At 41.6% G+C, this 14577-nt stretch carries 10 protein-coding genes and 4 pseudogenes; 7 read left to right on the top strand and 7 right to left on the bottom strand.

The window, feature by feature from the left end:
• Nucleotides 1–104: 104 nt before the first annotated feature.
• Together HWQ39_RS14795 and HWQ39_RS14790 are read right to left on the bottom strand one after the other, a co-directional pair.
• Nucleotides 105–1577, bottom strand: a pseudogene (locus HWQ39_RS14795) (AAA family ATPase); the annotation flags it as partial.
• A gap of 173 nt (nt 1578–1750) precedes the next feature.
• Nucleotides 1751–1984 (bottom strand): hypothetical protein, encoded by a 234-nt coding sequence (locus tag HWQ39_RS14790; protein ID WP_292846085.1) that lies wholly within the window; start codon nt 1982–1984, stop codon nt 1751–1753.
• A gap of 332 nt (nt 1985–2316) precedes the next feature.
• Between HWQ39_RS14790 and HWQ39_RS14785 the strand changes: the two are divergent.
• The 7 genes and pseudogenes from HWQ39_RS14785 to HWQ39_RS14750 all read left to right on the top strand — a co-directional run.
• Nucleotides 2317–2484 (top strand): annotated as a pseudogene (locus HWQ39_RS14785) (ISAzo13 family transposase); the annotation flags it as partial.
• A gap of 372 nt (nt 2485–2856) precedes the next feature.
• Nucleotides 2857–8235, top strand: coding sequence for an AAA family ATPase (locus tag HWQ39_RS14780; RefSeq protein WP_292846082.1), 5379 nt, complete (start codon nt 2857–2859; stop codon nt 8233–8235).
• A gap of 25 nt (nt 8236–8260) precedes the next feature.
• Nucleotides 8261–9718 (top strand): ATP-binding protein, encoded by a 1458-nt coding sequence (locus HWQ39_RS34425; protein ID WP_366932274.1) that lies wholly within the window; start codon nt 8261–8263, stop codon nt 9716–9718.
• Nucleotides 9719–9867: 149 nt separating this feature from the next.
• A pseudogene (locus HWQ39_RS14765) lies at nt 9868–9990 on the top strand (IS4 family transposase); the annotation flags it as partial.
• A 113-nt stretch (nt 9991–10103) separates the two neighbouring features.
• The gene (locus tag HWQ39_RS14760; protein ID WP_292846079.1) at nt 10104–10274 is read left to right on the top strand and encodes a hypothetical protein; all 171 of its coding nucleotides are present in this window, start codon (nt 10104–10106) and stop codon (nt 10272–10274) included.
• A gap of 179 nt (nt 10275–10453) precedes the next feature.
• On the top strand, nt 10454–11020 hold the full coding sequence (locus tag HWQ39_RS14755; protein WP_292846077.1) for a type IV pilin-like G/H family protein: 567 nt from the start codon (nt 10454–10456) through the stop codon (nt 11018–11020).
• Between the two features lies 1 nt (nt 11021).
• Nucleotides 11022–11243: a hypothetical protein gene (locus HWQ39_RS14750; protein ID WP_292846074.1), complete on the top strand. Its 222-nt coding sequence runs from the start codon at nt 11022–11024 to the stop codon at nt 11241–11243.
• A 38-nt stretch (nt 11244–11281) separates the two neighbouring features.
• Here the strand turns inward: HWQ39_RS14750 and HWQ39_RS14745 are convergent, their stop codons facing one another.
• From HWQ39_RS14745 to HWQ39_RS34415, 5 genes and pseudogenes are all read right to left on the bottom strand, one after another.
• Nucleotides 11282–12313: a WD40 repeat domain-containing protein gene (locus HWQ39_RS14745; RefSeq protein ID WP_292846071.1), complete on the bottom strand. Its 1032-nt coding sequence runs from the start codon at nt 12311–12313 to the stop codon at nt 11282–11284.
• 305 nt (nt 12314–12618) lie between these two features.
• The gene (locus HWQ39_RS14740; protein ID WP_292846068.1) at nt 12619–13332 is read right to left on the bottom strand and encodes a DUF1963 domain-containing protein; all 714 of its coding nucleotides are present in this window, start codon (nt 13330–13332) and stop codon (nt 12619–12621) included.
• The gene (msrA, locus tag HWQ39_RS14735) at nt 13274–13951 is read right to left on the bottom strand and encodes a peptide-methionine (S)-S-oxide reductase MsrA (RefSeq protein WP_292846065.1); all 678 of its coding nucleotides are present in this window, start codon (nt 13949–13951) and stop codon (nt 13274–13276) included. The genes HWQ39_RS14740 and msrA overlap by 59 nt, the downstream gene beginning before the upstream one ends.
• 20 nt (nt 13952–13971) lie before the next feature.
• A pseudogene (locus HWQ39_RS34420) lies at nt 13972–14337 on the bottom strand (Rieske 2Fe-2S domain-containing protein); the annotation flags it as partial.
• Between the two features lie 27 nt (nt 14338–14364).
• Nucleotides 14365–14541 (bottom strand): hypothetical protein, encoded by a 177-nt coding sequence (locus tag HWQ39_RS34415; protein WP_366932273.1) that lies wholly within the window; start codon nt 14539–14541, stop codon nt 14365–14367.
• Between the last annotated feature and the right edge of the window lie 36 nt (nt 14542–14577).

Below are 14577 nucleotides of genomic sequence, written 5' to 3'. Positions count from 1 at the left end.
TGAATATAATGAAGTGGATTTTTCATTATGGTAGACCAACGGTAGACGCTCAAATCTCCGTTCTACCATTTTTTGTCCCCAAATTTATATTTCGGACAGGTCTATTGCAAATCATCTAGAAAAATAACCAAAGGATGTTCACAGGAACAGCAGGCTCGAATGAACTTTTGAAAGACAAGGTTAAACCGATTTTGTGCCTCAGTTGATCCAACTTCGGGTAATGGCGGCTGTCTGCCGACGATTAGTTCTAATTCGGGAATGACATCAACAATGAGTTGTCCGTTGCTTCCCAACGCCGTTAGCAGGCGCGATCGCCACTGTTGCACTTGTTCGTCTGATTCACTGAGCAATTGCTGCACCAATTTTTGCAGAGCATCTGCGATCGCGCTATAGGGAATATTGCGCTGAAATTGATCGAATTTACCAGAGATAAAATAGCCGCGCTTTTGAGTGACTGGTTTATAGAGTTCCTGCACTAACGCAGATTTACCAATGCCAGCATAGCCAGATACCAACATCATTTCGACTTGGAATTTTGGATTGCCTGCTTGTTCCCTTTGCGAAGTCGTTTCCGAATTGTTTGGTAAAGCAGCGACGCGATTTGACTCTGGACACGCTACGCGCTCAAACGCGGCCAGTAACATTGCAACTTCCTTGTCCCGTCCATACAGTTTTTGGGGAATTTGAAACTGACCTAAAATGTCTTGAAGTGCCAGTTGAATGCTAGAGATTTGACCGATTTGTGCTAATTGTTCAGCACAGATTTCTAAATCCGCTTTGATTCCCCAAGCACTCTGATAGCGATTTTCTGCATTTTTCGCCATCAGTTTGAAAATGATATCTGAAACTGGTTTGGGAATCGTTGTATTTATTTCATGAGGCGGAACAGGCTGTTTAGCAATATGACAATGGACTAGTTCAAGCATGTCCGTTGTTGAAAACGGCAGATGTCCAGTTAGCAGTTCGTAGAACGTCACACCAAGGGAGTAAAAATCGGTGCGGTAATCGAGTAAGCGGTTCATGCGCCCAGTTTGCTCTGGAGATAGGTATGCAAGTGTCCCTTCTAAAACATGAGGACTTTTGAAAGTCGGATTCGTGCGGTTAAATTGGGTGGCAATTCCAAAGTCAATAATTTTGACAACGCCAGTATCCAGATTAAGAACTATGTTTCCAGGGTTGATATCTTTATGAATGACATTAGCTGCATGGATTCTGCCTAGAATGTCTGTGAGGGCGATCGCAAGACCTAGAAAAGTGGATAAAGACATGGGGCAGAAGATATCTGGACGCTTGTGCATCCATTCCTCTAGGGACTCTCCCCCAAAATCTTCTAAGAGAATCACCAGAGTGCGTTGATAGTCTTGCTGGCTGTATGCCTTGATAACTCCTTCCAGATTGAGGAAACGGGTAATTTTATATTCCTGTCTGTAGCGGGTTAGTTCTTGAGGAGAGGGATAATCAAGCTTTAGCATTTTGACGATGATCCCTACTCCATCGTCTCTGATGCCTCGATAGACTAGAGAATTAGAACTTTCGTATATCTTGTCTTGGATGGCAATACCAGGTAGAGCAATCATAAAGCAACTCTTAAGAGTATAATCTGGCATACCTCAAACTATACAGCAATTTTCATTATGAAAATAATTACTTACTATTTGTGTAATCCAGAATAAGTTTTATGAAATAGGAGATTGATAACTAAACTCTAACTTCCAACTCCAAAACACTCAGCACTTTTCCTCCAAATCCGTCACAGCAAAGCTAGTTTATAAGCCTCTTTAATTAGCACTTTTTTATCTGCATCTTCTCCGTGATAAGCAACAACTTTTTCGGCACAACTCTTGGCAGTGGCAGGTGGAACATCTAAATTAATCAGTTCCATAATTACATGACGTAGCGTTGCTGATATGTGATCCATCCTCTGTGATGAGCGTGCTAATCTTCTCACTTCTTCTAAATCTGTTTCTTCAAGAAAATCAAGCACTTATTGCGGTATAGATTTGTGTCCAATAGAGCAATATCTTTGTATTTCATCATCCATTTCTCATCCCCAAACCTAATAGCATCTAACATTGGTTTAACTAGATGCAGACCGTCAGCAGCACAAGCATTGTCGGTTCGCATGCTAGGTGAAAAATTCTCAACGAAATAATAAGGTTTCTGGCTTGTTTTGTCGCAGACTAAGTGAAAATTTGTCGCAGACTATTTGAAAATTTCCTACCAAATTCGCAAACTAATTGAAATTTTCCGCAAAATGAGGATAAAAAAGTGCAATTCTTTACAGTACAAGGCTTTGGAGCCGGAGAACAGTTGAAAGCAGAGCAAGAGTTAGGATGGAATCGTGTCACAACTAGTAAAGGAATTAAAGAATTCACTAGTGGTATTACTTGTGTAGATAATTATCGAGGTCGAGGACGTTATAAAGCAGAATCACATCTACCAAATCTTTTATCAGATATCAAAAAATTGGTAGATGGTCAAAGTTAGATAGATCCAAGTTTTAAAAGTCAAAGGCTTTAAACGCGTCTGAGTTTAACCTTCCCAGATTTAAAACTGACAGATGAAAAGGTGTTGAGGGGTGGTAGGTAATACAGAAATCGGAAAACCCTCTTTCCCCCTGCTCCCTGCGGCCTTTATGATAAGTCTTTAACCGGACACGATATCATCTCATCCCCCAGTACCAGAAGCAGCGATCGCCGACCAACAGGAAGACAGCAGAATTAAATTACTGTTTTAACTAGCACTGCTGTAACCTACCTTCCGCACCCTTGAAAAAATGCACTTACCTTGATCTCTCACTGATGGGGGCGGATTTGGGAATACTAAATGCTAAGGTCTTAAAAATTCAAAAGAATTATGATTAGCAGTGTAGTTACCATTCCCGGCTATCAAGTCAGCGAAGAACTCTACAACGGTTCTAGAACCTTGGTTTATCAAGCAGTTCGAGAGACTGACCAACAGCCTGTGGTCATTAAGCTGCTGAAAAATCCTTACCCCAGTTTCATCGAGCTTTTGTCATTTCGCAATCAGTACACCGTAGCTAAAAACCTCAACTTACCTGGAATCATTCAAACCTATAGCTTGGAAACGTACCAGAATGGCTATGCATTGGTAATGGAAGACTTTGGGGGAATTTCCCTAAAGCAATGGGGAACTGTACCAACTGTCATTGAATTTTTGCTTTTAGCGATCGCCCTGTGCAATATATTAGATATTCTCATTCGTCATCGGATTATTCACAAAGATATTAAACCTGCCAATATTTTGATTAATCCAAAAACTCGTGATATTAGACTCATTGACTTTAGTATTGCATCTCTGCTACCACGGGAAACCCAAACCCTGAAAAGTCCCAATGTGTTAGAAGGAACACTCGGCTATTTGTCACCCGAACAAACCGGACGAATGAATCGTGGCATAGACTACCGCACTGATTTCTATTCTCTAGGCGTAACTTTTTACGAGTTACTGACGGGACAATTACCGTTCCAATCAAACGATCCAATGGAGTTAGTACATTGCCATATTGCTAAACTTCCAGCTTTGGTGCATGAGATTAATCCCCAAATTGCGCCGATACTCTCAGAAATTGTCAGCAAATTGATGGCGAAAAATGCCGAAGACCGCTATCAGAGTGCATTCGGGCTGAAATATGATTTAGAAACTTGTTTGCATCAACTCCAGCAAACGGGCAAAGTTGAAAGTTTCCCGATTGGGCAACGGGATGTTAGCGATCGCTTCGTTATCCCTGAAAAACTCTATGGTCGGGAAGATGAGGTGAAAACTTTGCTAGAAGCATTTGACCGCGTTACAAATCATCAGACGGAACTGATGTTAGTCGCCGGGTTTTCTGGGATTGGTAAAACGGCGATTATTAACGAAGTCCATAAGCCGATTGTCGCACAGCGAGGCTACTTCATTAAAGGCAAGTTTGACCAATTTAATCGGAATATTCCTTTTTCTGCCTTTGTCCAAACGTTTCGAGATTTAATGGGACAATTAAGCCGTGAAAATGATACTCAATTATCAGCTTGGAAAACCAAAATCTTAGCAGCGCTGGGTGATAATGGGCAAGTCATTATTGAGGTAATTCCAGAGCTAGAACAAATTATTGGTCAACAACTACCTGCACCCAATTTATCTGGAACTGCGGCACAGAATCGGTTTAATTTACTCTTTCAAAAGTTTATCCAAGTATTCACTACCAAAGAACATCCTCTGGTAATTTTCTTGGATGATTTACAGTGGGCAGATTTAGCATCTTTGAAGTTAATGCAGTTGCTAATGGATGATTCAGAAGGGGGGTATTTATTATTAATTGGAGCTTACCGCGATAATGAGGTTTCTGCTGCTCATCCTTTGATGTTAACACTAGAAGAGATTGCAAAAGCTAAAGTTACAATTAATACAGTTACACTAACGCCATTAAGTACAGCAAATTTAAATCAATTAGTTGCCCATACCCTCAATTGTTCGCCAGAAATTGCCCAACCATTAACTAAACTGGTATATCAAAAAACCAAAGGTAATCCATTTTTTAGCACTCAATTTCTCAAAGCACTGCATGAAGATGGGCTGATCCAGTTTGATTTTGATGGGGGAAATTGGCAGTGTGACATTCCAGAAGTGAAAGCATTAGCTATCACCGATGATGTTATTGAATTTATGGCATTGCAGTTACAGAAGTTGCCAATAGCGACGCAAGACGTGTTGAAATTAGCAGCATGCATTGGGAACGAATTTGACTTGGCAACTTTGGCGATCGCCAGAGGCGCAACCTCTACGAATATGTCCCAAACCTCAGAAGCCGAAACCGCAACAGCCATCTGGAAAGCTTTACAAGAGGGGTTAATTTTACCTCAAACTGAAGTTTACAAATTCTATGTGGGTCAAGAAAGTCAAACAATTGCAGGGCAAAGTTCACAAGCAGTTACTTATAAGTTTTTACACGACCGTGTGCAACAAGCTGCTTATTTTTTAATTCCTGAAGATGAGAAACAAATTACTCACTTCAAACTGGGGCAGCTACTATTAAATAATATTTCTCCGGACGAGCAACAAGAAAAGATTTTTCAGATTGTTAGTCAATTGAACATCGGGTTGGGGTTAATTACTCAACAGACTGAACGCAATCAACTAGCTGAGTTAAATCTGTTAGCTGGGCGGAAAGCTAAGGCTTCCACTGCCTATACTGCTGCGGTTCAGTATTTAATGTTAGGAATAAAACTGCTAGCAGCAGATAGCTGGCAAAATCAGTATGCTCTGACGCTAACGCTGTATGAGGAAGCCGCAGAAGCAGAATACTTAAACACCCACTTTGAACAGTCTATCAGTTTAGCAGATTTGATATTGCAGCAAACCGCGCATCTGTTAGACAGAATTAAGACCTATGAGCTAAAAGTGCAAATTTATATTGCCCAAGATCGGCAAGTTCAAGCTATTGAAACAGGGTTAAAAGCATTAGAGCAGTTAAAAATTCCGTTGATATTACCTGATGTAGAGCAGGAAAATTATTTAAAACGGCTACCAGAGTTGACAAGTTTAGCCAATATTCCAGAGATGATCGATCCTGAATCTCTGGCTGCACTCCGGTTGCTGATTAGCATTACTCCTCCTGTTCATCATGTCAAACCGGAGATGTTTCCGTCAGTGGCGCTGACAATGCTTCATCTTTGTCTTGAGCAGGGACATTCATCCTTGGCTGCTTTTGTCTATGGAATCTATGGCTTATTTCTGTGTGCTGTAATCAAAGATGTAGACACTGCTTATCACTCAGGTCAGATATCTCTAGAGCTACTAGAGCAATACCATGCCAAAGAACTTAGCTCCAAAATTTATATGCTCTTTGGCGCTTTTATCTGTGCTTGCAAGGAGCATGGTCGAAATACTATTCAATTGTTACGAGAAGGTATGCAGTGTGGCCTAGAGGTCGGAGACATCGAGTACGCTAGCTATTCAATGATGGCTGAGTGTATGCATTTATTCCTGATTGGAGAACCTCTAAATTCTGTTGATCAAAGGCAAGCAAAATATATTAATTTACTTTTAAACTTTAAACAAAAGCATTGTCTTGATTATGCCCAGATTTGGAGGCAACTCACTTTAAACTTCCTCGGACAAACCTCTGACCAATTTCACCTGACTGGTACTGATTTTGATGAGAGGGAAATGCTACTGCATTTTCATAACACTCATAATCATCAGTCACTATTTGCCATATATGTAGCCAAAACAATTGTACTTTATACTTTTGATAAGTATGAACAGGCTGTAACTAATGCAGAGCAAGCCACTGAGTTTGTAGATGGAGCCTTTGGTCCACTAATTGTTGCCGGACATAACTTTTACTACTCTTTGTCATTACTTGCACAGTATTCGAGCTGCGATAGCGAAGCGCTGCTGCCTCCAGCAGATCACAATCAACAGGAATGTTGCTTAAATCAAGTTGCTAACAACCAAAAATTTATGCGCTACTGGGCCTATCGTGCTGGAGCCAACTTCCAGCACAAATATGATTTAGTTGAGGCAGAAACAGCGCGAGTGATAGGAGATACACTCAAAGCAATGGAGTATTACGATCGCGCCATTGCATTAGCTAAAGAAAACGGCTACCTCAACGAAGAAGCACTTAGCAATGAGTTGGCAGCAAAATTCTACCTTAACTGGGGTAAAGAAAAGGTGGCTCAAGCTTACATCCAAGAAGCTTACTATTGCTATGCTCGTTGGGATGCTAAAGCTAAAATCGATGACTTGGAAACACGCTATCCACAATTATTACAATCTATTCTGCAACAAAAGCAATTCACTCTCCAGCCCTTAGAAGCCCTCGCTATACCTGCCCGCACGATTCATCAACCGACGCAAACATCTAGCTCAAGCAGCACTTCTATCTCTGAAGCCTTGGATTTTGCCACCATCCTGAAAGCGTCCCAGAGCTTGTCTAGCGAGATTCAGTTAGACAAATTGCTCCAAGGCTTGCTCAATGCGATTATGACCAATGCTGGAGCCAGTAAATGTGTGCTGATGTTGATGCAGGAGAATGACTTGCGAGTAGAAGCGATCGCCCAACTAGGACAAGAACCCAGCATCGGGCCAGCACTGCCAATTGATCGGAGTTTTGATATTCCTGTCAGTCTGATTTACATTGTCAAACGCAGTCTACAATCCCTTGTCATCGCTGATGCCAGAATAGAGGCGGCTTTGGTGGCTGATTTCTATATCACAAAGCACCAGCCCAAAAGCCTACTGTGTAATCCCATCCTGCATCAGGGTAAACTGCTGGGAATTTTATATCTGGAAAATAACCTGGCTACGGAAGCGTTTACACCAGATCGGTTGGAAATTGTCAAGCTCTTATCATCCCAAGCTGCCATTTCCATCGAAAATGCTAATCTCTATAACACTCTCGAATTGAAAGTTAGCGATCGCACTCAACAACTTTCCCAAGCCCTAAAAGAACTCAAAACGACTCAAGATCAGCTCGTGGAATCCAAGAAAATGGCTGCTTTAGGTAGCTTGGTAGCAGGGGTTGCTCATGAAGTCAACACCCCTGTTGGTACTAGCATTACACTGGTATCAACCCTCATTGATAAAACTACTACTCTCATCACCACAGTTGAGCAGGGGCAGCTGAAACGGGCAGATTTGACCAACTACCTGAACATTGCTAAAGAATGTGGAGACATTATTTTGACAAACCTTAATAGTGCCGCAGAGTTGGTGCAAAGTTTCAAACAGGTTGCTGTCGATCAAACCAACCTGGAGCAACGTACTATTAGGGTTAAACTTTATCTGGAAGAAACGCTTTTTAGTTTGGCACCAAATTTAAGAAAAACACTACATACGGTAACTATAACTGGCGATGATACTGTAACCATTAGCACTTATCCAGGTGCATTGGCACAAGTTGTCACCAATTTGGTGATGAACTCCCTCATGCACGCCTATCAGCCCGAAGAAACTGGGGAAATGCACTTTCAGGTGTTCCAGCAAGGCGATCGAGCCATCGTTCAGTACCGTGATGATGGCTGTGGTGTTCCCAAAAAGCATCTTAGCCGCATTTTTGAACCCTTCTTCACGACAGCAAGGCATCGCGGTGGAACAGGACTAGGATTGCATATTGTTTACAATCTAGTCACCCAAAAATTGCGGGGAACGATTAATGTGCAAAGCGAAGTGGGGAAGGGAACTCTATTTATAGTAACCCTTCCACTTGAGCAACAGGTTACTCCATGAACGCCAGAATTAGGGATGATCGAATATGCCCAGCGAAAATCAAAGGGTTTCCAACTCAGAAACTGACGCTTTTTTTGTCTTTGTAGACAACGATGATACGTTTATCTTTGCAGATGACAATGGCGGACAAGCAGCCAACGAAGTTGATAGGGGTTCCCAAGCGGTTCCAAACTCTCCACCAGCACCTGTAGCAGTTTGGAAAGTCTTGATCGTCGATGACGATGTATTAGTCCATCGAGCCACAATCCTGGCACTCGAAGATTGCACTTTTGAGAGTAAACCTCTGACGTTTCTCCATGCCCACTCTGGTAAAGAAGCAAAGTATTTAATCCAGACACATCCAGATACGGCGTTAATTTTGCTGGATGTCGTTATGGAAACAGATGATGCTGGATTACAGGTGGTACAGTATATTCGCGCAGAATTGCACAACCATCAAGTACGAATTGTTTTACGTACAGGTCAGCCTGGAGAAGCACCGGAAGCCTCGGTGATTCTGGACTACGATATTAACGACTATCGGCTCAAAACAGAACTGACACGGCAAAAGCTGATTACAGTCGTGATTTCTTCCCTTCGTTCCTACGGTAATATCCTCAAAATAGAGAACCAAAATTCTGAACTGACCCTCGCCCTAGACCATCTTCAACAAACTCAATCTCAACTAATTCAAGCAGAAAAAATGTCGTCTTTGGGGCAAATGGTTGCAGGAGTTGCTCACGAAATTAACAATCCCACAAACTTCATTTATGGCAACCTGTTTCATACAGAAACTTATATGCAGGGTCTGTTAAAACTCATCAAAACTTATCAAGAACATTATCCCACTCCAGTGCAGGCGATCCAAACTACAGCAGAGTCTATTGATTTACCCTTTTTGATGGAGGATTTACCTAAACTATTCGACTCAATGCAAGCTGGAGCTGAACGTATTAAACATATTGTTGAATCACTGCGTAACTTCTCCCGCTTAGATGAAGCGGAAATTAAACCAGTGGACATTCACTCTGGTATTGATAGTACACTGTTAATTTTACAGCACCGATTCCAAGCTAATGCTAACCGCCCAATGATCGCATTGATTAAAGAATATGGTCAACTGCCTTTGGTTAACTGCTATGTCGGTGCCCTCAATCAGGTATTTATGAATATCTTGAGTAATGCAATTGATGCTTTGGAAATGGGGACTAGCAACTGGGGAATCACAAGTGAAACATTTTCCCTCCCGACAATTTGCATTCGCACTGAAATTCCGCATCCTGATAGAGTGCTGATTCGCATTGCTGACAATGGTCTAGGCATGAGTGAATCAACACTTAAGAGAATATTTAATCCTTTTTTTACCACCAAGCCTGTGGGCAGTGGTACGGGTTTGGGATTATCGATTAGCTACTCGATTGTAGTGGAACAGCATGGAGGTCATTTAACCTGCTCTTCCGCACCAGGCAAAGGTACAGAGTTTGTCATCGATATTTTTATTTAAAGTTGAGTCCCCTGCGTGGATTTTGGGGCAGTATCTTTCACTGTTGGCTATTTATTTTCATCATTATCTGACACTGGGGCGAGGGTATTTTGCTAATCGTGACGTTAAACGACCTCTCGTCTGTCAGGCTGCAACATTTGAATAAAGTTCTTTATGTAGTGATTGACCGGACTAACTGGGGGTGTATTAATCTGTTAATGATTAGCGTAGTTTGGGATAAGAGGTCTATCCCAATATATTTTGAGTTATTGGATAAGTTAGGTTCGAGTAATTTTGATACCGAACAACTAGGCTTGAAGAATAAACTGCTTTCTCCAGAGTCATTGGTTTCATTAGTACTCAACGAGAACTATTCCGAGCAGTTCAGTTGCCCGGAGGTGTAACTTTGCGTTGTTCTACAATCGCCAACGAACGCCGTATTGAATTAGTCAATGCTTTATCGTTGGCTGACAGATTTGTGGCTGTGGGATGTTTTACTGAAATCATTCAATGGCACAAGCGGGTCTTTATTCCAGCTAACGAGAAAGCGCCATCAATTCTGGTTGCGGTGATTTAAATTCTTGGATAAATGGAGGGTGGCTTATTTTTTTAACGTATTGCGGGAGTCCCCGCCTTCTCTGCGGTCAGCAATTTGTTAGAAAAGCCTGTGCTATGGGAAAACTTGAACTAAGAGGTTGTGTTAAAGACTTCAGAGTGTTCGTCAACAAAACAAATTATCTCGGCCAGAAAATAGTCATGAATCTTTTCTTAAAATTTGATAAAAAAATACGATTTAAAGCTTTGTTTTTGCTAGCATTTATTCCTGTTATCTGGATTATATTGCCACCAATTCTATATAATTTATTCCCTTTAAATTTTAGTAATGAAAATTGGGGTACATCATCAGTAGGACTGGCTTCAATTGGCATGATGACTCGTGGTCAGCAGACATACTTTTTAGAGCATAATGGCATTTTTAGTAAGTCTATTTATGAAATAGATATTGCTCTTAAAGAACAAATGTCAAACTCGTCAAAAAACTATAACTATTCTATAAAAATAACCCCGATCTCTGCATTCAATTATGCAAATCCCCGACGAGAGTATGTAAAAAAGGGATGGTTCGTCAAAATACCAGTAATAGGTTATGTTAGTGGTATCTTTATTGTACCTAATACTAAAAATTCTAAAAATGAACTAACAACTTTCGCAATTATATGTCAAAATAAATTACCAGGCACTATCCACTTAAGCGATCCGATTTATCAAAATGGTATTCTTACTTGTGGTTCGGGAACTATAAAATTGCAGAGACCCAGATAACTTGCCACTAGAATTCCTCGAAAATATCAGTAGAATTGGGCTGGCATTTAATAATGATGATCGGGGAAATGAAGCAGATAAAATCTTCAGTTCACTGGTGGATTTTCAAGAGCAAAACCCACGAGTATATCAATTCTTGTGCGAACACAAACGGGATTTTAGTTTGGTAGATGCAGTACTCTCACTTGCACAAACTTTGGCAGTTTTAAAACCAGACGAATAGCTCAGGCGCAAGACTCTCATAACTTTTCAAACATTCTTTTACGGGTGGCTTGGTGCAGGAAATTTCCACACCGTAATTCCGTCCTGTGTTCCACTAAACAAAGTCTTGCCATCCCTACTAAATACTATTGCCCCCGACCAGTTGCTAACATCGGGCAGAGTTGCTTCCATATTTCCTGTTACCAGATTCCAAACCCGGTATGGTTTATATCCTCCACCAGCAATTAAAGATTGCCCATCAGGACTAAAGGCGATGGTGATCTCCGGAAAATAGAAGCCCCCAAAATCCTCTAACAATTTTTCTGTTGTCAGGTTCCACACTTTTACCTGCTTGGCACTACCACTAGCGAGCAGCCGACCGTCACGACTAATGGCTAAGGCAGATATCGTACCATAATGTTCAGTGAAAGTGGTGCGTTTTCGTCCAGTTGCCAGATCCCATACAGTGATGTGATTGCTCGAATCGCCACTAACCAAAGTCTTGCCATCCGGACTCAGCGCCAAAGTTATTACAGAATCCAGTGTTTGTGCCAATGTGCTTATTAATTGTCCAGTCGCCAAATTCCACATCTTAATGGTCTTGTCGGAACTGCCACTCACAATTGTTTGCTGATTGGGTGTGATCACCAGTGCATTTACAACTTCAGAATGCCCTTTGAGCGTAAATTTGAGTTTTCCCGTCGCTAAATTCCACACCTTAATGGTCTTGTCTAAACTCCCACTCACCAAAGTCTGACCATCAGCAGAAAGCGCAAGGTCATAAATATCATTGGCGTGTCCTTTGAGGGTTAATTGCGGCTGCTGACTTGGCAGATGCCAGACAGTAAAGCTTTTGCCACCGCCGCACACTAAGGTGTGACCATCCCAAGAAAGGGCGATCGCTTCTGCTACTCCACTTAACTTCCGCACTACTGTCAAATCGCAATACTGGGAATGAGGCTGCGACAACTTGCAGATGTTCGTTGCTCGGTAACTACTCCACAAATATGCTCCGACTTGTATCACAAAAATCATAACCACTACACCACGCAGCAGCCAAATCTGTTTTTTGCTCAACCAGTTGTCTAACATCAGCTCTGTTCTCTTTTCGGTAGGTAGTTGAATTGATCGCAAACAGGGTATAGGGTGTGGGGTGTAGGGAAAGACTGTTTGCCCCATACCTTATAAGTACGAGCTATTATATTTATGTATGTCTTAGAGAAACATGTATTTTCATATACATAGTACTGTCTTATAGTGTCTCGTAGAGAGAAATACAGTGTCCGTTTTGTTACCCCTGATTTTAATTATAGGGTGTTGCAGATTTAGAAGATATCGGCGGTTGGCATGGTAAAAGCCTTGAATTCCTGAATTCTGGCAGACATCGCACTGAAACTTCAGCTTGATTCAAGGTTCACGTAGACTGTAGAAAAATCCGGTCGCTTCAAGTCTTCGCCATGAATGAGTACTTGCAAGTAGCCAGCATCGCCAAACATCAGGTCAACTGCTCTGCTAGACTCGACTTCCAGCAAGTTATGCCAGTTCTGGGCGTGAGTCATGTCTAGGGTCTGCCGTTGCTCGTAGTTGTAAAGCCATTCGGGGTTCACCTCCCTAACTATATAGGCATCTTCCCGTGGATCATGCCCAATCCCCGAAGCATGACCGAGCAGTTTACCTATACTGTTTTTGCTGAGAGTTCTACACAAATCATTTAATTTGAGTTCGTCCAAGTTGAGGCGTTCGCAGAGTTCATAAAAATCATTTGTTGCCCAACGCGGGATATCAGGAAAAAGCTCGAATTCTAGACGGTGAGTTACTAATTTATCGTAGCAATCCGTAATAAAGTGAGTATCTTCGGGTAAATATGCAGGTTCTAAAGGTTCGCTCCCATCGTAAAACACCAGTTGTTCGGCGCTATCTTCGCTTTCCGAAGCAAAAACATAAAGCATTCCCCAGTTTGTCAAAGGACTTTTAGAAAAAGCGGGTAAATGGGCAAAATTAATTTGCAAGATAAAGCAAAGGTATCTGCATATTTTATTTTCTGGAAGTCCCTTACTTGCTATACATATCAGGGAACTTGGCTTGAAGTTTAGCCAATTTCGGCAAGTCATTCACTACCACATAGCGATCGCTCGGATGACGTGCTATATAATTCTGATGGTATGCCGCAGCCTGATAAAAACCTTTCAAGGTAGCTAATTCTGTCACAATCTGCTTGTCGAAGATTCGCGATTTGTTGAGTTGAGCGATATATTCTTGTGCAACCTGCTTCTGCTCATCGTTAGCAAAAAAGATGACCGAACGATATTGCTTACCTGAGTCGGGGCCTTGTCGATTCAACTCTGTTGGGTCATGCGCTACCAAAAAGTAGACCTTCAGAAGCTGGCTATATGATATTTGTGATGGATCATAAGTGATTTTCACTGATTCAGCATGATTGGTTAATCCAGCACTGACAATCGCATAGTCTGCGGTTCTTGCATCACCCCCAGAAAAGCCAGAAACGACATCAGAAACACCTAATAGATGCTCAAAAACTGCTTCCATTCCCCAGTAGCACCCACCACCAAAAACCGCTACTTGCTTTCCCTTCGGTGCAGCAGTCGAAATATCAGTGGCCGGAGCCGGAAGTATCACACGAGATGCAGCGTATAGGAGTACAACAGTCAGCAAAATTATGGACAAGTTGCGTGATAACTGGCGGGAGAGAGTAAAATTATGAATTGACATGAGGTGGTGAATTCCTTTATTTAATAAAGTATATTTTCTAAAAGTGTTAACGCATCATAAGGCACGTCCCTAAATGTATTAATTAGAACCCATCCTTCAAGAGATTCTTCTAATGGCTCAATAATTGGAACTTCGGTTTTGGCAGCATTTTCATACTTCCCAACGTATACAAACAGCAGTCCAAGATTTTCAATAGTCGGTAATGATGCCACACAAGCGCGTTTTGACATCTCTGCTGTTCCACCTTTGACTTGCTGAGGAATCTTTTGACAATTTCCATCTCCAGAAAAAGCCCAACCGTGATAATGACACTCTAACAGCCCTTCATCACTAATCCTGCCTTCAGACAACGGTGCTAAACGATGAGGACACTGGTCTTCAAAGCTTCTCCAAGATTGAGCAAGTCTATCCCACTAGATTACAATATCTTTTTCTAATACTGTAAAAGCGGTTGGTTTTGATTTGTCTAAATCCTCAAGGTAATGGACGGGATACCATGCCTCTTTACAATCAAAACTATTCGCCTCACTACCACCCGCAGGCATTTTATCCTGAAAATTATCTTTCAAATTAAGTTCTTCCTCAAGCATTTTTGAGTTTTTTTATCTTGATTACCAACTATTAGC

The sequence above is a fragment of the Nostoc sp. NMS8 genome (genome assembly GCF_017115045.1).
In the GTDB taxonomy this organism is placed as follows: domain Bacteria; phylum Cyanobacteriota; class Cyanobacteriia; order Cyanobacteriales; family Nostocaceae; genus Nostoc.
This window is presented reverse-complemented; position numbering and strand designations above follow the sequence as displayed.

Bases quoted from the DNA above. Each gene is read 5' to 3' on its own strand.
- msrA (WP_292846065.1), bottom strand. From the start codon at position 13,951: ATGTCAATTCATAATTTTACTCTCTCCCGCCAGTTATCACGCAACTTG.
- HWQ39_RS14740 (WP_292846068.1), bottom strand. From the start codon at position 13,332: ATGACTTGCCGAAATTGGCTAAACTTCAAGCCAAGTTCCCTGATATGT.
- HWQ39_RS34425 (WP_366932274.1), top strand. From the start codon at position 8,261: ATGCCCAGCGAAAATCAAAGGGTTTCCAACTCAGAAACTGACGCTTTT.
- HWQ39_RS34415 (WP_366932273.1), bottom strand. From the start codon at position 14,541: ATGCTTGAGGAAGAACTTAATTTGAAAGATAATTTTCAGGATAAAATG.
- HWQ39_RS14780 (WP_292846082.1), top strand. From the start codon at position 2,857: ATGATTAGCAGTGTAGTTACCATTCCCGGCTATCAAGTCAGCGAAGAA.
- HWQ39_RS14755 (WP_292846077.1), top strand. From the start codon at position 10,454: ATGAATCTTTTCTTAAAATTTGATAAAAAAATACGATTTAAAGCTTTG.
- HWQ39_RS14745 (WP_292846071.1), bottom strand. From the start codon at position 12,313: ATGTTAGACAACTGGTTGAGCAAAAAACAGATTTGGCTGCTGCGTGGT.